The following is a 15241-nucleotide window of genomic DNA, read 5'->3' as shown; positions in this document are numbered from 1 at the left end:
GCCGGACAGAACAACCCGAAGACAGCCCAGCAGGGCGTCAGTCAGTGGGAGAGCCACGACCACCGGAACCTGAGTATCAGCATCAATGTCAGTGGTTCCCGGAACGCCCATGCCCGCCGTGCCCTCCGCGTCCTCCGCCGCGCCCGTCGCAACCCCCGTGCCCGCTGTGTCCGCTGTGCCCACTGTGCCCGCCGGGCTCTCCGTGTCCTCGGCGCTCGCCGCCGACTACCGGCGGATGCTGGAGCTCTGCCCGGTGCTGGAGCTGCGCCTGCTGGACGCCGCCGAGCCCGATCCGTGCGCCGCCGACGACTGGTACTCCGGAGCCGAACTCGCCGCCGACGGGCGGCCGCGGGCCGCCGTCCTGGCCGGGGCGGAGGCCCGTATCGCCGCCGAGCACGGCCGCGCCCCGCGACCGCACGTCACCGCCTCCCGGCTGCTCCACCACTACGTCTGGTCGGCCTGCCTGCTGATCGCCGGTCCCTGGCACCTCGCCCGTCGGGTCCCCGTCCTCGGCCCCGCCGACCTCTGGCTGCACGCCCCCACCGGTGCACTCGCCCTGCGCCCGCGCGGGTCGGTCACCCTGCCCGGCGACGACGAACTGCGCGCCGAGCTGCGGGCCGCCGTGGTCGGGCACCTCGGACCGGTGCTCGCCGCTTTCGCCGGACCGACCCGGCGCCGTGACCGCGCGCTCTGGGGCATGGTGACGGACGACCTGGCCTCCGCCCTCTGGTACCTCGGCCGGATGCTGGGCGAGGAGGAGGCCTCCGTCGCCGCCGCCGAGGCCGTACTGCCCGGCGGCACCCTGCCGCTCCCCGGCGGCGCCGGCTTCCGTCGCCTGCACACCCCCGACGGGCGCGCCCACCACACCCGCACCCGGCTAGGCTGCTGCCTCCACTACGCTGTCGGGCCCGCGGCCGTCGCCTGCCTGACCTGCCCGCGCACCTCCGACGAGGAGCGACTGCGGCGGCTCTGACGGTCCGTCCACAGGCCCGTCGCGCAGCGTGGTTCGATGTCAGTGGCATCGGCTATGGTCGCCGGCATGATCGATTCCACCACGCGGGTCCGGATCGCCCGCCCCTCGCGCGACCTCGCGGCGGCCGAGCGCTTCTACGTCGGCGGCCTCGGCCTCGACGTGCTGTGGCGCAGCGCCGAGAGGGTGTCCGGAAAGCACGACCTGCTGATGGTCGGCCCGTCCGGGGGCGGCTGGCACTTCGAGCTCACGCGCGACCCGGAGCGGCCGCTGGATCCCACCCCGACGGTGGACGACCTGTTCGTCGTCTACCTCGGGGCCCCGGTGGACGACGCCCTGGTCGCCCGGCTGGAGGAGGCGGGCGGCACCCGGGCCGAGTCCCACAACCCGTACTGGGACGAGTACGGCGTGACGATATCCGACCCGGACGGCTACCGGCTGGTGCTCTGCTCCCGCAGCTGGGAGGCCTGAACCCCCGCCGCCAGAGGGGCCTGACCGGTCGTCCCCGTCCCGCTCCCGTCGTGCGGTGCGGGCTCGGGCGTCCGTCCTGCGGCCCCGCCGCGCAGGACGGCCACGCCCCGGTCCAGGTCCACGCCGAGGTGCGGCAGCGCTCCGGCCTGCGCGTCGTCCCGCAGGACCAGCTGCTCGTGCTTCTGCTCGACCTGCACCTGCTTGCCCGGGCTGAACAGCGCGTGCAGCTCCTCCAGCCCGCCGGCGCCCATCCCCACACCCGGTCCGCGCTGCCGAGGCCGCGAGGAGGACTCGTCCAGGACCTGCCACGCCGCGAGCAGCACCAGCCCCAGCACCACCACGACCGCCGCCGCCACACCCACGATCAACCCCATGCCCGCTCAACGCGGCGGTACGGCCCGGGCGTTCCCTCGTGGGCGCACTGCGGGGAACGGCGCCCGGTCGGGCGGGCGGTGCCGGGCGGCGGTGAACTGTGGTGTCCGGCCGCGGGCCCAGCGGATACGCTGCCGGACGGACCGAAAGGAGTGCTCCTCATGCCCGTGCGCGGAACCCTCGTGGACATCCCGACGGCGGACGGCACCGCCGACGCCTACCTCGCCCACCCCGACGACGGCCGGGCCCACCCGGCCGTCATCCTCTACACGGACGCCTTCGGGCTCCGGCCGCATCTGGAGCGGATGGCCGACCGGCTCGCGGAAGCCGGGTACACCGTGCTCGTCCCGAACGCCTTCTACCGGAGCGGCCGCGCGCCGGTCGTCGAACTGCCGGAGCTCGTCGACCTGGAGCAGGACAGCGGGCTCTTCGCCAGAATCGGCCCGCTGCTCGCCACCCTCACCCCGGAGGCGACCACTCGCGACGCCGACGCCTACCTGCGCTGGCTCGCCGACTCCCCGCTGGTCCAGGACGGCCCGGTCGGCCTGACCGGCTACTGCCGCGGGGCACTGCTGGCTCTGCGTACGGCCGCCAGCCATCCGGACCGGATCGCCGTCGCCGCCGGGTTCCACGGCGGCAGCCTCGCCACCGACACCCCGGACAGCCCGCACCTGGGCGCCGAACGGATCACCGCCGAGCTGTACTTCGGCCACGCCGACCAGGACCCCGCGCTGCCGCCCGAGCAGATCGACCGGCTCGCCGCGGCCCTGACCGCGGCCGGCGTCCGGTACCGCGCGGAGGTCTACGCCGGTGCCCCGCACGGCTACACCCAGGCCGACACCACCCGCTACGACGCGGCGGCCGACGAGCGGCACTGGGCGGCGCTGCTCGGGGTGCTGCGGCAGGCCCTGCCGGTCTGAGAACCGACTCCCGGCCGGCCGTCCGGCCGTCCGGCCATCCGGCAAATCCGGTCGGCTGATGGCAGTCTGTTCGGAACCGGGCCCGGGAGAGCGGGGCCGGACGGGGATCCAGGGGGGATCACGCATGAGTACCAGGCAGAGCAGGCGGGGCGCACCGGCCGGACCTGATCTGCGGGGAGTCCAGGAGGTCATGGCCCGGGCGCTGGGCGAGCACCTGCCCGGCGGTGTGCGGACCGGTGAACTGGACCGCGGCGGACGGGCGTTGCGCTGGGTGGAGGCCGGCCGGGGTGGCGTCGCACCGGTGGTGCTGATCGCGGGCTGCGGCACCACGGCGCTCATCTGGTCCGCCGTACTGCCCGAACTCGCCCGGCACGGAAGGGTCGTGGCGTACGACCGGGCCGGGTTGGGCGCCAGCGATCCCGAGTCCGGCCCCGGGCGCGGTGCCGGCCCGACGCCGGACGGCCAGGTCGCCGACCTGGCCGCCCTGGTGCGACACCTGGACGCGGGACCGGCGCTCCTGGTCGGGCACAGCTGGGGTGCCCAGCCGGCCCAACTCCTCGCCTGGCAGCGGCCGGACCTGGTGGCCGGGCTGGTGCTGGTGGATCCGGCACACGAGGAGTTCCAGCCGCAGTCCATCCGGGTCGCCGAGGCCGTGCTGAACCGGCTGTGGCTGTACCGGGCCGGGTCGGCGCCGGCAGCACCAGGACCGGCGGAGCCGCTCGACCTGGCGGAGGCGGCCGTGATCGCGCACCCGCACCAGCGGTGGGCCGTCCTCGCCGAACAGCGGATGACGGCCCTCGCCGGGCCCGGGATCCGGCGCCGCCGATCCCTCGCGCGGCCGCCCGAGATGCCGCTGGCGGTCCTGAGCGCGACCGAGGGGCTGCCCCGGACGATGCGCGTCCGGTGGACCGCCGTGCAGGCGTGCGTCGCGAGGAACGCCGTCCGGGGAACGCACGGCACGGTCCACGGCGCCGGTCACGCCATCCAGGTGGACCGGCCCCGGGCGGTCGTCGCGGCCGTCCGAGAAGTTTCGGAGCATGCCCGATACTTCCTCGACGTCTGACAATTCGTGCCCAATTCCTTTTCGGACCTGGACTGCTGAGGTCGCGACACGCTCTGGCACACTGTGTGCCGATGACCCGTCGGGGCGGGTCGCGACACACGGGGGAGCAGGGGTATGAGCGGCGCGGGCACCGTGCTCGGCGGGCGGTACGAGCTGGTCGAGAAGATCGGCGGCGGCGCGATGGGCTCGGTATGGAAGGCCGAGGACACCGTGCTGGCGCGGCAGGTCGCGGTCAAGATCATGCGCTCGGAGCTGCTGGAGGACGACACCTCCGCCCAGCGCTTCCGCCGTGAGGCCCAGCTGGTCGCCGCGATCGACCACCCCGGCGTCGTACACGTCCACGACTACGGGGAGAGCGGCGGGGACGGCGAGGAGCGCTGCGCCTACATCGTCATGGAGCTGATCGACGGCAGTCCGCTGGACCGGGTGCTCAGGGACACCGGCCCGATGACCGTCGAGCGCACCCTCGACCTGGCGGCCGGCGCCCTGGACGCGCTGCACGCCGCCCACCAGCGGGAGATCGTGCACCGGGACGTCAAGCCGTCCAACCTGATGGTGCGCACCGACGGCCGGGTGGCCATCACCGACTTCGGCATCGCCCGGGCGGTCGCCAGCACCAAGCTCACCGCCCCGTTCGCGATCATCGGCACCGCGCTCTACATGTCCCCCGAACAGGCCGAGGGCGCGAGCCTCGGGCCGGCCACCGACCTCTACTCGATCGGCGTGGTCTGCTACGAACTGCTGGTCGGCGAACCGCCCTACTCCGGCGACGGTCCGCTCCAGATCGCGCTCAAGCACGTCAACCAGCCCGTGCCGGAGCTGCCGGACACCTTCCCGGCTCCGGTGCGGGCACTGGTCGCCCGGGCGCTCGCCAAGAAGCCCGAGGAACGGTACGCGGACGCCGCCGAGATGGCCGCGGCGGCCCGCGCCGCGCTCGCCGCGTCCGCGGCGGAGGACGCCGGGAGAGACGGGCCGACGGCCGGGAAGGCCGGCGCGGCCGACAGCCGGACGATCCCGCTCCGGGCCGGTGCGGGTGAGGCGGCCGCGGGCGCCGCGGCCGTGGTGGCGGCGGCCGAGGACACGGCGGCGGGTCCTGCCGAGGGCGGCGAGGCCGCGGGGGCGTCCGCCGAGGGCGGGGCCGTGGTGGTGCCCGCCACGGGTGGTGCCCCGGCCCCGGACGAGGTCGCGAAGGTGGAGGTGGAGCCGCAGGCGCGGACCGAGCCCGGCCGTCGGCGGCCACGGCGTACCCTGCTGGTGCCCATCGTCATCCCCGTCGTCATCTCGATGGGCACGGCGACCGTCCTGCTGATCGACCGCGGATCCGGCGGCTCCGACGGGGTCCTGCCACCCGCCGCCCAGCCGACCGTGGTGGTCACCGCGCCCGTGAACCCGGGCGCCGCCACCTCGGCGCCCGCGACCACCACCCCACCCGCTGCCCCGACCCCGACCGACACGCCGTCGGCCACCCCCGGCCCCGACCAGCCGACGCCCGGCACCGCCCAGAGCCAGTCACAGGCGCCGGTCCCGGCGGCCGGCCAGGGCAGTGGCGGTGGAAGTGGCGGAAGCGCCGGCTCCGGCGGTTCCGGTGGCTCCGGCGGCAACAAGACCGGTGGCGCGGGCACCGCCGCCGCCGGGTCGTCGGGCGGACAGGCGAACCAGCCCGGTGGCGGCAACCCGCCCAACCCGCCCGCCAACCAGAACCCGCAGCCCCCCGCCCAGACCACCACCGGCGGCGGCACCACCAGCGCCCCGCAGAGCCCGGGCCGGCCCGCCTCCTGCGGCGGCAGCAGCTGGAGCACCATCGTCAGTGTGAAGGACGGCCGCACCATCGGGATGCGCGACGACAACCTGAACGGCGACAACCCGATCGTGGTCGGGGGGCACGCGCAGTACGGCTGGGTGCGTTCCACCAACCCCGGTTCCTGGATCCTCTTCAACGCCTGCAACAACGGCGGCCCGACGATGGTCCAGACGATGGACGGGAAGGTCGTCCTGAACGGCGGGTTCAGCTTCCTCACCAACTGGACGGTCCACACCGGGAGTTCGTCCGACTCGTACACGCTCGGCGACTACCAGAACCAGAGCTGCATGACCAACAACGGCCCCGGCAGCGCGGTCAGCATGGTCGCCTGCACCCCTGGCAACACCGCCCAGGAGTGGCGGCTCCAGTGACCGGCCCGCGGCGGCGGGCGCGCGGGGGGACCGGCTAGCAGGCGCCTCCCGGGTGAACAAGAGGGCGCGGGTGGCGAAACCTCGCCACCCGGGTGTCAAGGAACCGTATGGAGTCTTCTACACACATGTAAAAGTCGATCGACGGCCGGCCGGCACCGGGCGCCGATCCGGCACCGGGCGGACGGATGCCCGTAGGCGCAGGCGGTCGGTCGTCGCTCGGGCCTGAACCCCCGGTGGGATGTGGTGGATTGCCCCGGTTCGCCCGCCGATTGGAAGCTCTTTACCCGGTGGCGGGACCTGGCCAACTTCTGAAGCAGACCTGTCAATCAACCTGCTCGATTGCCATGCTTCTGGTCATCCCCCGGCGGTAGCCCCCACCCCCACCCCTTGGTGGCGAGCCGCTCGACCGCGCGGGGTTCCCGCACGTCAGTGCCCGTTCCTCCCCACAGGTGCCGACCCGGCCCCCGGAACGAGGTACGACCGCGCCCGGACGCGGTTTCCCGGAAGGACTCGTACGTGAACCGTAAGCTCGCGGCCGTCGCCGTACTCTCGGCCACCGCCCTGTTGACCGGTGTGATCCAGGTGAGCACCGCCGCCCAAGCCGCCCCCGCCGACTCGTCGCAGGCCCGGGTCGCCCAGGCCGCCCAGCAGCACGCCGCCGTGCTCAAGCTGGCGGCCGGTCAGGCCGGTCCGCTCGCCAAGGCGCTCGCGCTCGGCGACCAGGAGAAGCTGGTCGCCAAGGACGCCGCGGTGGACCGGGACGGCACCCGCCACCTGCGCTTCGAGCGCACCTACGCCGGTCTGCCGGTGATCGGCGGCGACCTGGTCGTCCACCAGAAGGCCGACGGCTCGGTGAAGTCGGTCGACAAGGCGGTCGCCGCCCGGATCGCGCTGCCGGGCCTGACCCCGAGGATCGCCGCCGACCGGGCGGCCGCGCAGGCCGCCGGGACGGTCAGGGCCACCCTCGGGGCGACCACCGACGCCGACGCGTCGCCACTGACCGAGGTCGGCCAGGCCGACCGGGCCGAACTCGTGGTCTGGGTCACCGACGGCAACCCGCGGCTGGCGTACCGCACCACGGTCGAGGGCCGGCGCGCCGACGGTACCCCGAGCCGCCAGATCCTGGTCACCGACGCCGCCGACGGCCGGGTCCTGGCCTCGCACGAGACGATCGAGACCGCCGCCGGCACCGGCAACGGCGTCTTCGTCGGCCAGGTCCCGCTGACCACGACCCAGAGCGGCTCGACCTACGCGCTCAAGGACGCGAGCCGCGGCAACCAGTCCACCAGCGACCTGAACAACGGCACCGACGGAACCGGCTCGCTGTTCGCCAACACCAGCGACAGGTTCGGCGACGGAACCGTCAACAGCCGCGAATCCGCCGCCGTGGACGCCCAGTTCGGGGCCGCGACCACCTGGGACTTCTACCACAGCACCTTCGGTCGCAGCGGTATCCGCAACGACGGCGTCGGTGCCCTGAGCCGGGTGCACTACGGCTCCAACTACGTCAACGCGTTCTGGGACGACAGCTGCTTCTGCATGTCGTACGGCGACGGCAGCAACAACACCGCGCCGCTCACCGAGATCGACGTGGCCGGCCACGAGATGAGCCACGGCGTCACCGCGGCGACCGCCAACCTCAACTACGCGGGCGAGTCCGGCGGTCTCAACGAGGCCACCTCGGACATCATGGGCACGATGGTCGAGTGGTACGCCAACCTGCCCTCCAACCCGCCGAACTACTGGATCGGCGAGCTGATCAACCTGCGCGGCGACGGCAGCCCGCTGCGCTACATGGACCAGCCGAGCAGGGACGGCGGCTCGGCGGACTACTGGGACGCGAACGTCGGCAACCTGGACGTGCACTACTCGTCCGGGGTGGCGAACCACTTCTTCTACCTGCTCTCCGAGGGCAGCGGGGCGAAGAGCATCAACGGGTTCGACTACAACAGCCCGACCTACGACAACTCCACGCTCGCGGGCATCGGCCGGGACAAGGCCGCGCAGATCTGGTACCGCGCGCTGACCACCTACTTCACCTCCACCACCGACTACGCGGGTGCGCGTGCGGGCACCCTCAGTGCGGCGGCCGACCTGTACGGCTCGGGTGGCGCGGAGTACAACGCGGTCGCCGCCGCCTGGACGGCCGTCAACGTCAACTGATCTGCTGATCAGGCGGGTTCGGAAATGAGCGGGCCCTGAGCTGAGACGGGCCGGGCAGGGCCATCACAGCAGGGGTGACGGTGAGCGGACCACCGTCGCCCCTGCTGCTCGCTGCCTGACTGCCCGTCAGGTGGGTGAACTGTACCGCTCCCGAGCCGCGAGTGCGTCATCGGCAGGGAAAGCGACCAGTACGCCCGGCGGGTAGCACGTCCGACAGGCCGCCGAACACCCAGAAAACTCCACCATCCACCGGCAGTCGACAACCCTCCTGAGCGGCAGCGTACTTGGTTCTCGGGAGATCCCTCCGGTCCGTAGCGTCCTCGGCATGACGCCACTGAAGCCACTGACACGATCCACGCAGAGCGCCGTCCGGCGGCGCGGCCTGCTGGTCTACCTGGTGCTCGCCTACCTCGGGATGTGGGCGGCCATGGCTCCGCTGCTCGCCGACGGCTACCAGCGGGCCGACGCCCGGGAGGGGGTCGGCGTACGGGAGCAACTCTGCATCGGGGCCGCGATGTTCGCTCCGGCGCTGGCGGCGCTGTTCGTGGTCCGCTTCGTCGAGCGCGCGGGAGGGGGTGGAGGGGTGCGGGAGGCGCTCGCGCTGCGCCTTCCCCGGACTCGTGCGGTCCGGGCCTGCCTGCTGCCGCTCGGGGTGCTCGGCGCGCTGACGGCGGCGGTGTTGGTGCTCGGTGCGCTGGTGGGCAGCTACCCGTTCGCCGGTTTCGGCTCGCTGGACCCGGGGCGGATCGGATCGTGGGCGGTCCAGGGTGCGATCGGCATGGCGCTCTCGTTGCCGCTGTTCTTCGGCGAGGAGATCGGCTGGCAGGGCTTCCTCTTCCCCCGGCTGCTGAGGCTCGGCCGGGGTGCGGACGGCGTGAACGGCGGTACGGGCGGTGCTGCGGGTGACGGTGCGGATGGTGGTACGGCGCGGCTGGTCCTGGCGTACCTGCTCACCGGGACGGCCTTCGCGCTCTGGCACCTGCCGACCCTGCTGATGGGAGGGCAGTACCCGGGACGGCCCTGGTACCTGGCGGTGCCGGCGCTGACGGTGAGCTGTGTGCTCGTCCTGCCGGTCTTCACCTGGCTGAGGCTGCGCTCGGGGTCCGTGGTCCCCGCGGTGCTGGCGCACACCTTCACGAGCAGCATGAGCGTGTCGATGGTCCGGGAGTTCGCCGACCCGGGTGCCGAACTTGACCCGCTCACCATGTCGCTGGCCGGCTGGCCGGGGTGGATCGTCCTCGGTGGGTTCGTCGCCTTCCTCGCCTCCACCGGGCGCCTGCGGCCGGGCCGGTACGGCGGGGGCACGGGATGACCCGAGCCGGCGGGTGACGGGTGACGGCTTTCAGATGACAGATTTCATCATCTGTCATCTGTCATCTGTTATCTGTTAGTTGTTGGTTGTCAGCTGGCGCCTGCCGCCCGTCATCCGTCATTCGCCCGTCGGCGCCAGGTCCTTGCGGATCTCGTCCAGGACCAGCCCGGCCCCCGTGTAGCCGATGCCGAGCATCCACACGTTGTCGTCCACCCGGAACACCCGACCACTGCGAACGGCGTCGAGGTTCTTCCAGAGCGCCCCGTCGGTGATCTTCCCCTGGTCGGACTTGGCCGCGTCCCCGTACACCGAGTAGAAGATGACGTCGGCCGCCGCCTGGTCCACCTGCTCGGGGCTGATCTCCATCGAGAAGCCGGGCTTGTCCTGGTTGGCGGGTCTGCCGAGCCCGAGGTCCTTGAACAGCGAGCCGACGAAGGTGTCGTTCAGGTAGAGCCTGGTCGGCGCGCCCGCCAGGAAGCGGGCCATCTCGACCCGGGTGGCCGCCGCCTTGGCCGGCCCGCCGAGCGCGGTGACCAGGTCCCGCAGCTTCGTCCGGTAGGCCGCGTCCGCCGCCTCGGCCTCGGCCTGGCGGCCCAGTGCCTCGGCGTGCAGCCGGACGTTCTCCTTCCAGGCCGGTCCGGTGGTCTTGGAGAGCACGGTCGGAGCGATCTTCGACAGCTCGTCATACCGCTTGTCGTCGCGGACCTGGTTGCTCAGGATGAGGTCGGGCCGCAGCGCCGCGATCGTCTCCAGGCTGGGCTGGCCGATGGCCCCGACCGGCTTCGTCCCGGCCAGCCGCTCGGCGGGCAGGTACGCGGGGAAGGCCGCGCCGGCGGTCACGGTGGTGGCGCCGACCGGGCTGAGACCGAGGGTGACCACCGAGTCCAGCGCGTCGGTGTCCAGGGTCACCACCCGGCTCGCCCGCGCCGGTACGGTGCTCTCGCCGCGCGCGTGGCGGACCGTCCGGGTGCCGCCGGTGCCGCCGGAGCCACCTGCCGAGCCGGACGAACCTGCCGAACCGGAGCCCGTCCCGGGGGAGCCGGACCCGCACGCGGCGAGCGCGAGCCCGGGGACGAGTCCGGCGGCGAGGCCGAGGGCGGCACGGCGGCTGAGCGGTCGGGGCATCGGAGGCACCTCCAACGTACGGGTAGGGCGCGGGAATCCCTGCCCGCCCGGCCACCCGGTTACGCCTCGGAGCCGTTCTCCCGTCGCTGGCGCAGCAGTTCGTCGTACTCGGCGCGCACCCGCCGGTCCATCGCGAGGGTGAACTGGGCGTCCGCGACCGTACGGGCCAGCGGCCGCACCCGCAGGATGCGCTCGGTGAGCCTGGCCGCCTCGCCGGCCGGGAGCGGGGTGTCGGTGGCCAGTGCGCTGAGCAGGTGCTCGCTGACCACCTCGATGAAGACCTCGGCGATGGCGTCCACGTGTTCCCGGGTGCGCCGGCTCGCCTCCAGCACCGCCGAGAGCGGCACGCCCTCCGCCACCAGTTCGGTGGTGGCGTCCATCAGCCGGCGGCTGACGTGGACGATGCCGTCCTCCTCGACGCTGATGTAGCCCTGGGCGATCGACTCGGCGGTGTTCTCCTCGGTCAGCTGGTCGCCGAAGGCGGCCTTCAGCTCGTCCCAGTCCAGGCGCACCGGGGTCTCGTCCGACCACGGCGCGACGATTGCCGCCTCCAGCCCGATCAGGTCGGCGACGTCCCGCCCGCTCTCCCCGGCGCCGATCAGCTCGGCGATGCCGCCCAGGGTGTGGCCGCGTTCGAGCAGTTCGCCGATCATCCGCAGCCGGGCCAGGTGCTCCTCGCCGTACCAGGCGATGCGCCCCTCCTTGCGGGGCGGCTGGAGCAGTTTGCGTTCGCGGTAGAAACGCAGGGTGCGAGTGGTGATGCCGGCGGCCTCGGCCAGTTCCTCCACCCGGTACTCGCGTTTTCTGTCGTCCGCAGCAGCTCTGACCTTGTCCACGGCGTTCAGCATAGGACCGTCGGCTCCGAAGCCGCTCCGGGCTCGGAAGGCCCTCCGCGGCGGTCGGCCCGTCGATCGGAGGGCTCGCCGATCGGAGGGCTTGCCGCATCGGAAGGGCTCGCCGAACCGGAGCCGTCGCGCTTCTTCCATCCGGTGTCAGCAAGGGCTACCCTGCCAATCGTGCCAGTGATTACTGGCGCGATTGGCAGGGTCCCGGAGGTGAGCCCCCGGGAGGCTCCGGGGCGGACGGTCCCGGAAGAGCGCGAAGATCACCGCCCCACCCTCAGGAGGTTGCCGCATGGCATCCAGTAGCAAGCGCCCCAGCTCCGGCGCGTCCGCAGCGACCGATACCACCGCCGCCCAGGAGTCCGTCCAGCACGTCCGGGTGGCGGTGATCGGCTCCGGCTTCGGCGGCCTCGGCGCCGCGGTCCGGCTGCGCCGCGCCGGGATCACCGACTTCGTGGTCCTGGAGCGAGCGGACTCCGTCGGCGGCACCTGGCGCGACAACAGCTACCCCGGCTGCGCCTGCGACGTGCCCTCGCACCTCTACTCCTTCTCCTTCGCCCCCAACCCCGACTGGCCGCGCAGCTTCTCCGGTCAGTCGGACATCCGCGCCTACCTGGAGAAGGTGGCCACGGTCTTCGGCCTCCGTCCGCATCTGCGCTTCAACGCCGAAGTGCTGGAGGCGCGTTGGGACAGCGAGCAGACCCGCTGGCAGATCACCACGGCGGCCGGCCGGTGGACCGCCGACGCGATCGTCTCCGCCGCCGGACCGCTCGCCGACCCGCAGATCCCCGACCTGCCCGGGCTGAGCGGCTTCCCCGGCAAGGTGTTCCACTCCTCCCGCTGGGACCACGACTTCGACCTGACCGGCAAGCGCGTCGCGATGGTCGGCACCGGCGCCTCCGCCGCCCAGATCGTCCCGTCGATCCAGCCGAAGGTCGGCAAGCTGACGGTCTTCCAGCGCACCCCGGCCTGGGTCCTGCCGCGCCGCGACCGCGAGATCACCCAGCTGGAGAAGTGGCTGCACGGCCGCCTCCCGGTCACCGCGAAGATCCGCCGGGGCACCCTCTTCGCCCTCCGCGAGCTCCAGGTGGACGCGTTCGTGCGCCGCCCGGGACTCCTGCGCATGGTCCAGCAGCTCGCCGAGCGCCACATCGCCCAGGGCGTCCCCGACCCGGCGCTGCGCGCCAAGCTCACCCCGGACTACCGGATCGGCTGCAAGCGCATCCTGCTCAGCAACACCTACTACCCGGCACTCGCGGCGGCCAACACCGAGGTCGTCTCCTCCGGCCTGCGTGAGCTGCGCGGCTCCACGCTGGTCGCGGCCGACGGCAGCGAGCACGAGGTGGACGCCATCGTCTTCGGCACCGGCTTCCACGTCACCGACATGCCCATCGGTGCCCGGGTGTTCGGCGCCAACGGCACCAGCCTGGCGGAGGAGTGGAAGGACGGCATGGAGGCGCTGCGCGGCTCGACCGTGCACGGCTTCCCGAGCCTCTTCTTCGTGATCGGGCCCAACACCGGCCTCGGCAACAGCTCGATGATCCTGATGATCGAGTCCCAACTGAACTACATGATCGACGCGTTGACCACGCTCGGCTCGATCGGTGCCACCGCGATGCAGCCGACCGCACGCGCCCAGCGGCAGTGGAACCTCGAACTCCAGCACCGGATGGACCGCACCGTCTGGACCACCGGCGGCTGCCGCAGCTGGTACCTCGATCCGAGCGGCAAGAACACCGTGCTCTGGCCGGGGTCCACCACCTCGTTCCGCAGGGCCACCCGCAAGGTGGACCTCGGCGAGTACGAGCTGATCATGCGCGCCGCGCCGGCCGCCGCCCGCACCGTCCAGGAGGTCTCCGCGTGAGTGGCGTTCACCTGCCTGAGAAGTACGAACCGCCGGCCCCGGTGGAGGAGTTGAGCATCCGCTCGGCGGACGGCATCCGGCTGCACGCCGAGGTGCACGGTCAGCCCGGCGCGCCCACCGTGGTGCTCGCGCACGGCTGGACCTGCTCGACCGCCTTCTGGGCCCCGGTGATCCGCGAACTCTCCGACCGTTACCGGGTGGTGGCCTACGACCAGCGCGGTCACGGGCACAGCGAGATCCCGCCGAGCCGGGCCCGCTACTCGACCCGGGCGCTGGCCGAGGACCTGTCCGCCGTGCTCGCCCGGACCGTACCGGCGGGGGAGCGGGCCGTACTGGCCGGGCACAGCATGGGCGGGATGACCATCATGGCGGCCGGTGACCGTCCCGAAGTCGCCGAGCGAACCGCCGCGACCGTCCTGATCTCCACCGGGCCCGGCGAGCTGGTGGCCGAACTCACCGTCCTGCCACCGGCCGTGCGCCCGCGGGGCCTGCGGCGTTTCCTGCACCGTCAGCTGCTGCGCTCCCGGATGCCCCTCGGCCCGGTCTCACCGGTCAGCCGGGCGGCGCTCAAGTACGCGACCATGGGGCCGGCTTCGCCCGCCGGCCAGGTCGAGACGACGGCCCGGATCGTGCAGGCCTGCCCGACCGCCGTCCGCGCCAACTGGGCCGCGGTGCTCGACCGGCTGGACGTCCACGCGGGACTCGCCCGGCTCACCGCGCCCACGTCGGTGGTGGTCGGCACCGAAGACCGGCTGACCCCGCCGGTACACGCCCACCGGATCGTCGCCGGACTCCGGGATCCGCAGGGGCTGTTGCTGCTGCCGGGGGTCGGCCACATGTCGCCGCTGGAGCGCCCGGCGGAGGTCGCGGCCGAGATCCACCGGATGGCCTCCGGGTACCTGGCCGCCGCGTCCGGCGAGGCCGCTGCCCCGGCTTCCGCCCCCGCCTCCGCTTCCGATTCTGCTTCCGCCGACGAGAGGACCGCCGTCGCATGAACGCCATCCCGCCGTTGTCCGCACAGGTCGTCGTCGTCACCGGGGCCGCGCGCGGCGTCGGTGCGTCGCTGGCCCGCAAGCTCGCCCGGCGCGGGGCCCAGGTGGCCTTGCTGGGGCTGGAGCCCGAGGAGCTGAAGGCCGTCGCGACGCAGTGCGGCCCGTCCGCGACCAGTTGGGAGGTGGACGTCACCGACCTCGACGCGCTCAGCGACACCGCCCGGCTGATCAAGGAGCACTACGGGCGGATCGACACCGTCGTCGCCAACGCCGGGATCGCCCTCGGTGGACCGCTGGCCGACAGCGACCACCGGGCGTTCAGCCGGGTCATCGAGGTCAACCTGCTGGGCAGCGTGGCCACCGCGCGGGCCTTCCTCCCGGCGCTCGCCGAGAGCCGCGGGTACCTGCTCCAGATCGCCTCGCTCGCCGCGCTGACGCCCGCGCCGCTGATGAGCGCGTACTGCGCCAGCAAGTCCGGAGTGGAGGCCTTCGCCCACTCGATCCGTGCCGAGGTGGCCTACCAGGGGGTCAAGGTCGGTGTCGGGTACCTCAGTTGGACCGACACGGACATGGTGCGCGGGGCTGACCAGGACGCCGTGCTGAAGCAGATGCGCTCCCGGCTGCCGTGGCCGGCGAACAAGACGTATCCGCTGGAGCCGGCCGTGGACCGGATCGTCGCCGGGATCGCCCGTCGGTCCGCCCACGTCTACGCGCAGGCCTGGCTGCGCGGGATGCAGCCGGTCCGCTGGCTGCTGCCGAGCCTGATCGCGGTGGTCGGCTCCCGTGACGTCGCCCGGCTCGCCCCCCAGCTCGCCGCCACCGCCGCGAGCCGCCTGCGCGCGGTCGGCGCCGGAGGTGCGGCCGACACGGCGGTCCGGGGGAGCCGGAACGGGGCGGGCGAGTGACGGCCGTCGCCTGACAGACGAAGCCCGGCGGAAGCACAGATATCAGGCGACGGATAACAGATGACAGCTG

Annotated in this window: 13 protein-coding genes; 10 read left to right on the top strand and 3 right to left on the bottom strand. The window is 73.1% G+C overall.

Annotated elements, in window-relative coordinates; translation table 11 throughout:
* Positions 1–175 precede the first annotated feature (175 nt).
* Positions 176–973 (top strand): (2Fe-2S)-binding protein, encoded by a 798-nt coding sequence (locus tag ACIQOW_RS24185; protein ID WP_401088163.1) that lies wholly within the window; start codon positions 176–178, stop codon positions 971–973.
* 66 nt (positions 974–1039) lie between these two features.
* Entirely contained in the window at positions 1040–1441 is a 402-nt protein-coding gene (locus ACIQOW_RS24180) for a VOC family protein (protein WP_401088161.1), read from the top strand.
* On the opposite strand, the gene ACIQOW_RS24175 is transcribed toward ACIQOW_RS24180, so the two are convergent.
* A complete protein-coding gene (locus tag ACIQOW_RS24175; RefSeq protein ID WP_401088159.1) occupies positions 1402–1815 on the bottom strand; it encodes a DUF6191 domain-containing protein in 414 nt (137 codons plus the stop codon). The genes ACIQOW_RS24180 and ACIQOW_RS24175 overlap by 40 nt on opposite strands.
* 159 nt (positions 1816–1974) lie before the next feature.
* On the opposite strand from ACIQOW_RS24175, the gene ACIQOW_RS24170 reads away from it, so the two are divergent.
* The 5 genes from ACIQOW_RS24170 (at position 1975) to ACIQOW_RS24150 (ending at position 9443) form a co-directional block, all read left to right on the top strand.
* A complete protein-coding gene (locus tag ACIQOW_RS24170) occupies positions 1975–2733 on the top strand; it encodes a dienelactone hydrolase family protein (protein WP_401088157.1) in 759 nt (252 codons plus the stop codon).
* 124 nt (positions 2734–2857) lie between these two features.
* Complete coding sequence (locus tag ACIQOW_RS24165) at positions 2858–3796, top strand: alpha/beta fold hydrolase (RefSeq protein ID WP_401088155.1); 939 nt, start codon at positions 2858–2860, stop codon at positions 3794–3796.
* 114 nt (positions 3797–3910) lie between these two features.
* Positions 3911–5968, top strand: a complete 2058-nt coding sequence (locus ACIQOW_RS24160; protein ID WP_401088153.1) for a serine/threonine-protein kinase — start codon at positions 3911–3913, stop codon at positions 5966–5968.
* 516 nt (positions 5969–6484) lie between these two features.
* Positions 6485–8131 carry a M4 family metallopeptidase gene (locus ACIQOW_RS24155; RefSeq protein WP_401088151.1) on the top strand — a complete coding sequence of 549 codons (1647 nt, stop codon included), beginning with the start codon at positions 6485–6487 and terminating at the stop codon, positions 8129–8131.
* 325 nt (positions 8132–8456) lie between these two features.
* Positions 8457–9443, top strand: a complete 987-nt coding sequence (locus ACIQOW_RS24150) for a CPBP family intramembrane glutamic endopeptidase (RefSeq protein WP_401088149.1) — start codon at positions 8457–8459, stop codon at positions 9441–9443.
* 117 nt (positions 9444–9560) lie between these two features.
* On the opposite strand, the gene ACIQOW_RS24145 is transcribed toward ACIQOW_RS24150, so the two are convergent.
* The gene (locus ACIQOW_RS24145; protein ID WP_401088147.1) at positions 9561–10568 is read right to left on the bottom strand and encodes an ABC transporter substrate-binding protein; all 1008 of its coding nucleotides are present in this window, start codon (positions 10566–10568) and stop codon (positions 9561–9563) included.
* Positions 10569–10627: 59 nt separating this feature from the next.
* Positions 10628–11416, bottom strand: a complete 789-nt coding sequence (locus ACIQOW_RS24140) for a MerR family transcriptional regulator (RefSeq protein WP_401088146.1) — start codon at positions 11414–11416, stop codon at positions 10628–10630.
* Positions 11417–11702: 286 nt separating this feature from the next.
* Here ACIQOW_RS24140 and ACIQOW_RS24135 point away from each other — a divergent pair, with 286 nt between their 5' ends.
* From ACIQOW_RS24135 to ACIQOW_RS24125, 3 genes are read left to right on the top strand one after another with little or no spacing between them, the layout of a single operon-like run.
* Positions 11703–13274 carry a flavin-containing monooxygenase gene (locus ACIQOW_RS24135; protein WP_401088145.1) on the top strand — a complete coding sequence of 524 codons (1572 nt, stop codon included), beginning with the start codon at positions 11703–11705 and terminating at the stop codon, positions 13272–13274.
* Positions 13271–14269, top strand: a complete 999-nt coding sequence (locus ACIQOW_RS24130; protein ID WP_401088143.1) for an alpha/beta fold hydrolase — start codon at positions 13271–13273, stop codon at positions 14267–14269. The genes ACIQOW_RS24135 and ACIQOW_RS24130 overlap by 4 nt, the downstream gene beginning before the upstream one ends.
* A complete protein-coding gene (locus ACIQOW_RS24125; RefSeq protein WP_401088142.1) occupies positions 14266–15171 on the top strand; it encodes an SDR family oxidoreductase in 906 nt (301 codons plus the stop codon). The genes ACIQOW_RS24130 and ACIQOW_RS24125 overlap by 4 nt, the downstream gene beginning before the upstream one ends.
* The last annotated feature ends 70 nt before the right edge of the window (positions 15172–15241 follow it).

The organism is Kitasatospora sp. NPDC091335, assembly GCF_044757205.1.
GTDB lineage: Bacteria > Actinomycetota > Actinomycetes > Streptomycetales > Streptomycetaceae > Kitasatospora.
This window is presented reverse-complemented; position numbering and strand designations above follow the sequence as displayed.

Excerpts from the sequence above, each read along its gene's own strand:
- ACIQOW_RS24135 (WP_401088145.1), top strand. The coding sequence starts at position 11,703 with ATGGCATCCAGTAGCAAGCGCCCCAGCTCCGGCGCGTCCGCAGCGACC.
- ACIQOW_RS24180 (WP_401088161.1), top strand. The coding sequence starts at position 1,040 with ATGATCGATTCCACCACGCGGGTCCGGATCGCCCGCCCCTCGCGCGAC.
- ACIQOW_RS24145 (WP_401088147.1), bottom strand. The coding sequence starts at position 10,568 with ATGCCCCGACCGCTCAGCCGCCGTGCCGCCCTCGGCCTCGCCGCCGGA.
- ACIQOW_RS24125 (WP_401088142.1), top strand. The coding sequence starts at position 14,266 with ATGAACGCCATCCCGCCGTTGTCCGCACAGGTCGTCGTCGTCACCGGG.
- ACIQOW_RS24170 (WP_401088157.1), top strand. The coding sequence starts at position 1,975 with ATGCCCGTGCGCGGAACCCTCGTGGACATCCCGACGGCGGACGGCACC.
- ACIQOW_RS24150 (WP_401088149.1), top strand. The coding sequence starts at position 8,457 with ATGACGCCACTGAAGCCACTGACACGATCCACGCAGAGCGCCGTCCGG.
- ACIQOW_RS24140 (WP_401088146.1), bottom strand. The coding sequence starts at position 11,416 with ATGCTGAACGCCGTGGACAAGGTCAGAGCTGCTGCGGACGACAGAAAA.
- ACIQOW_RS24175 (WP_401088159.1), bottom strand. The coding sequence starts at position 1,815 with ATGGGGTTGATCGTGGGTGTGGCGGCGGCGGTCGTGGTGGTGCTGGGG.
- ACIQOW_RS24165 (WP_401088155.1), top strand. The coding sequence starts at position 2,858 with ATGAGTACCAGGCAGAGCAGGCGGGGCGCACCGGCCGGACCTGATCTG.
- ACIQOW_RS24160 (WP_401088153.1), top strand. The coding sequence starts at position 3,911 with ATGAGCGGCGCGGGCACCGTGCTCGGCGGGCGGTACGAGCTGGTCGAG.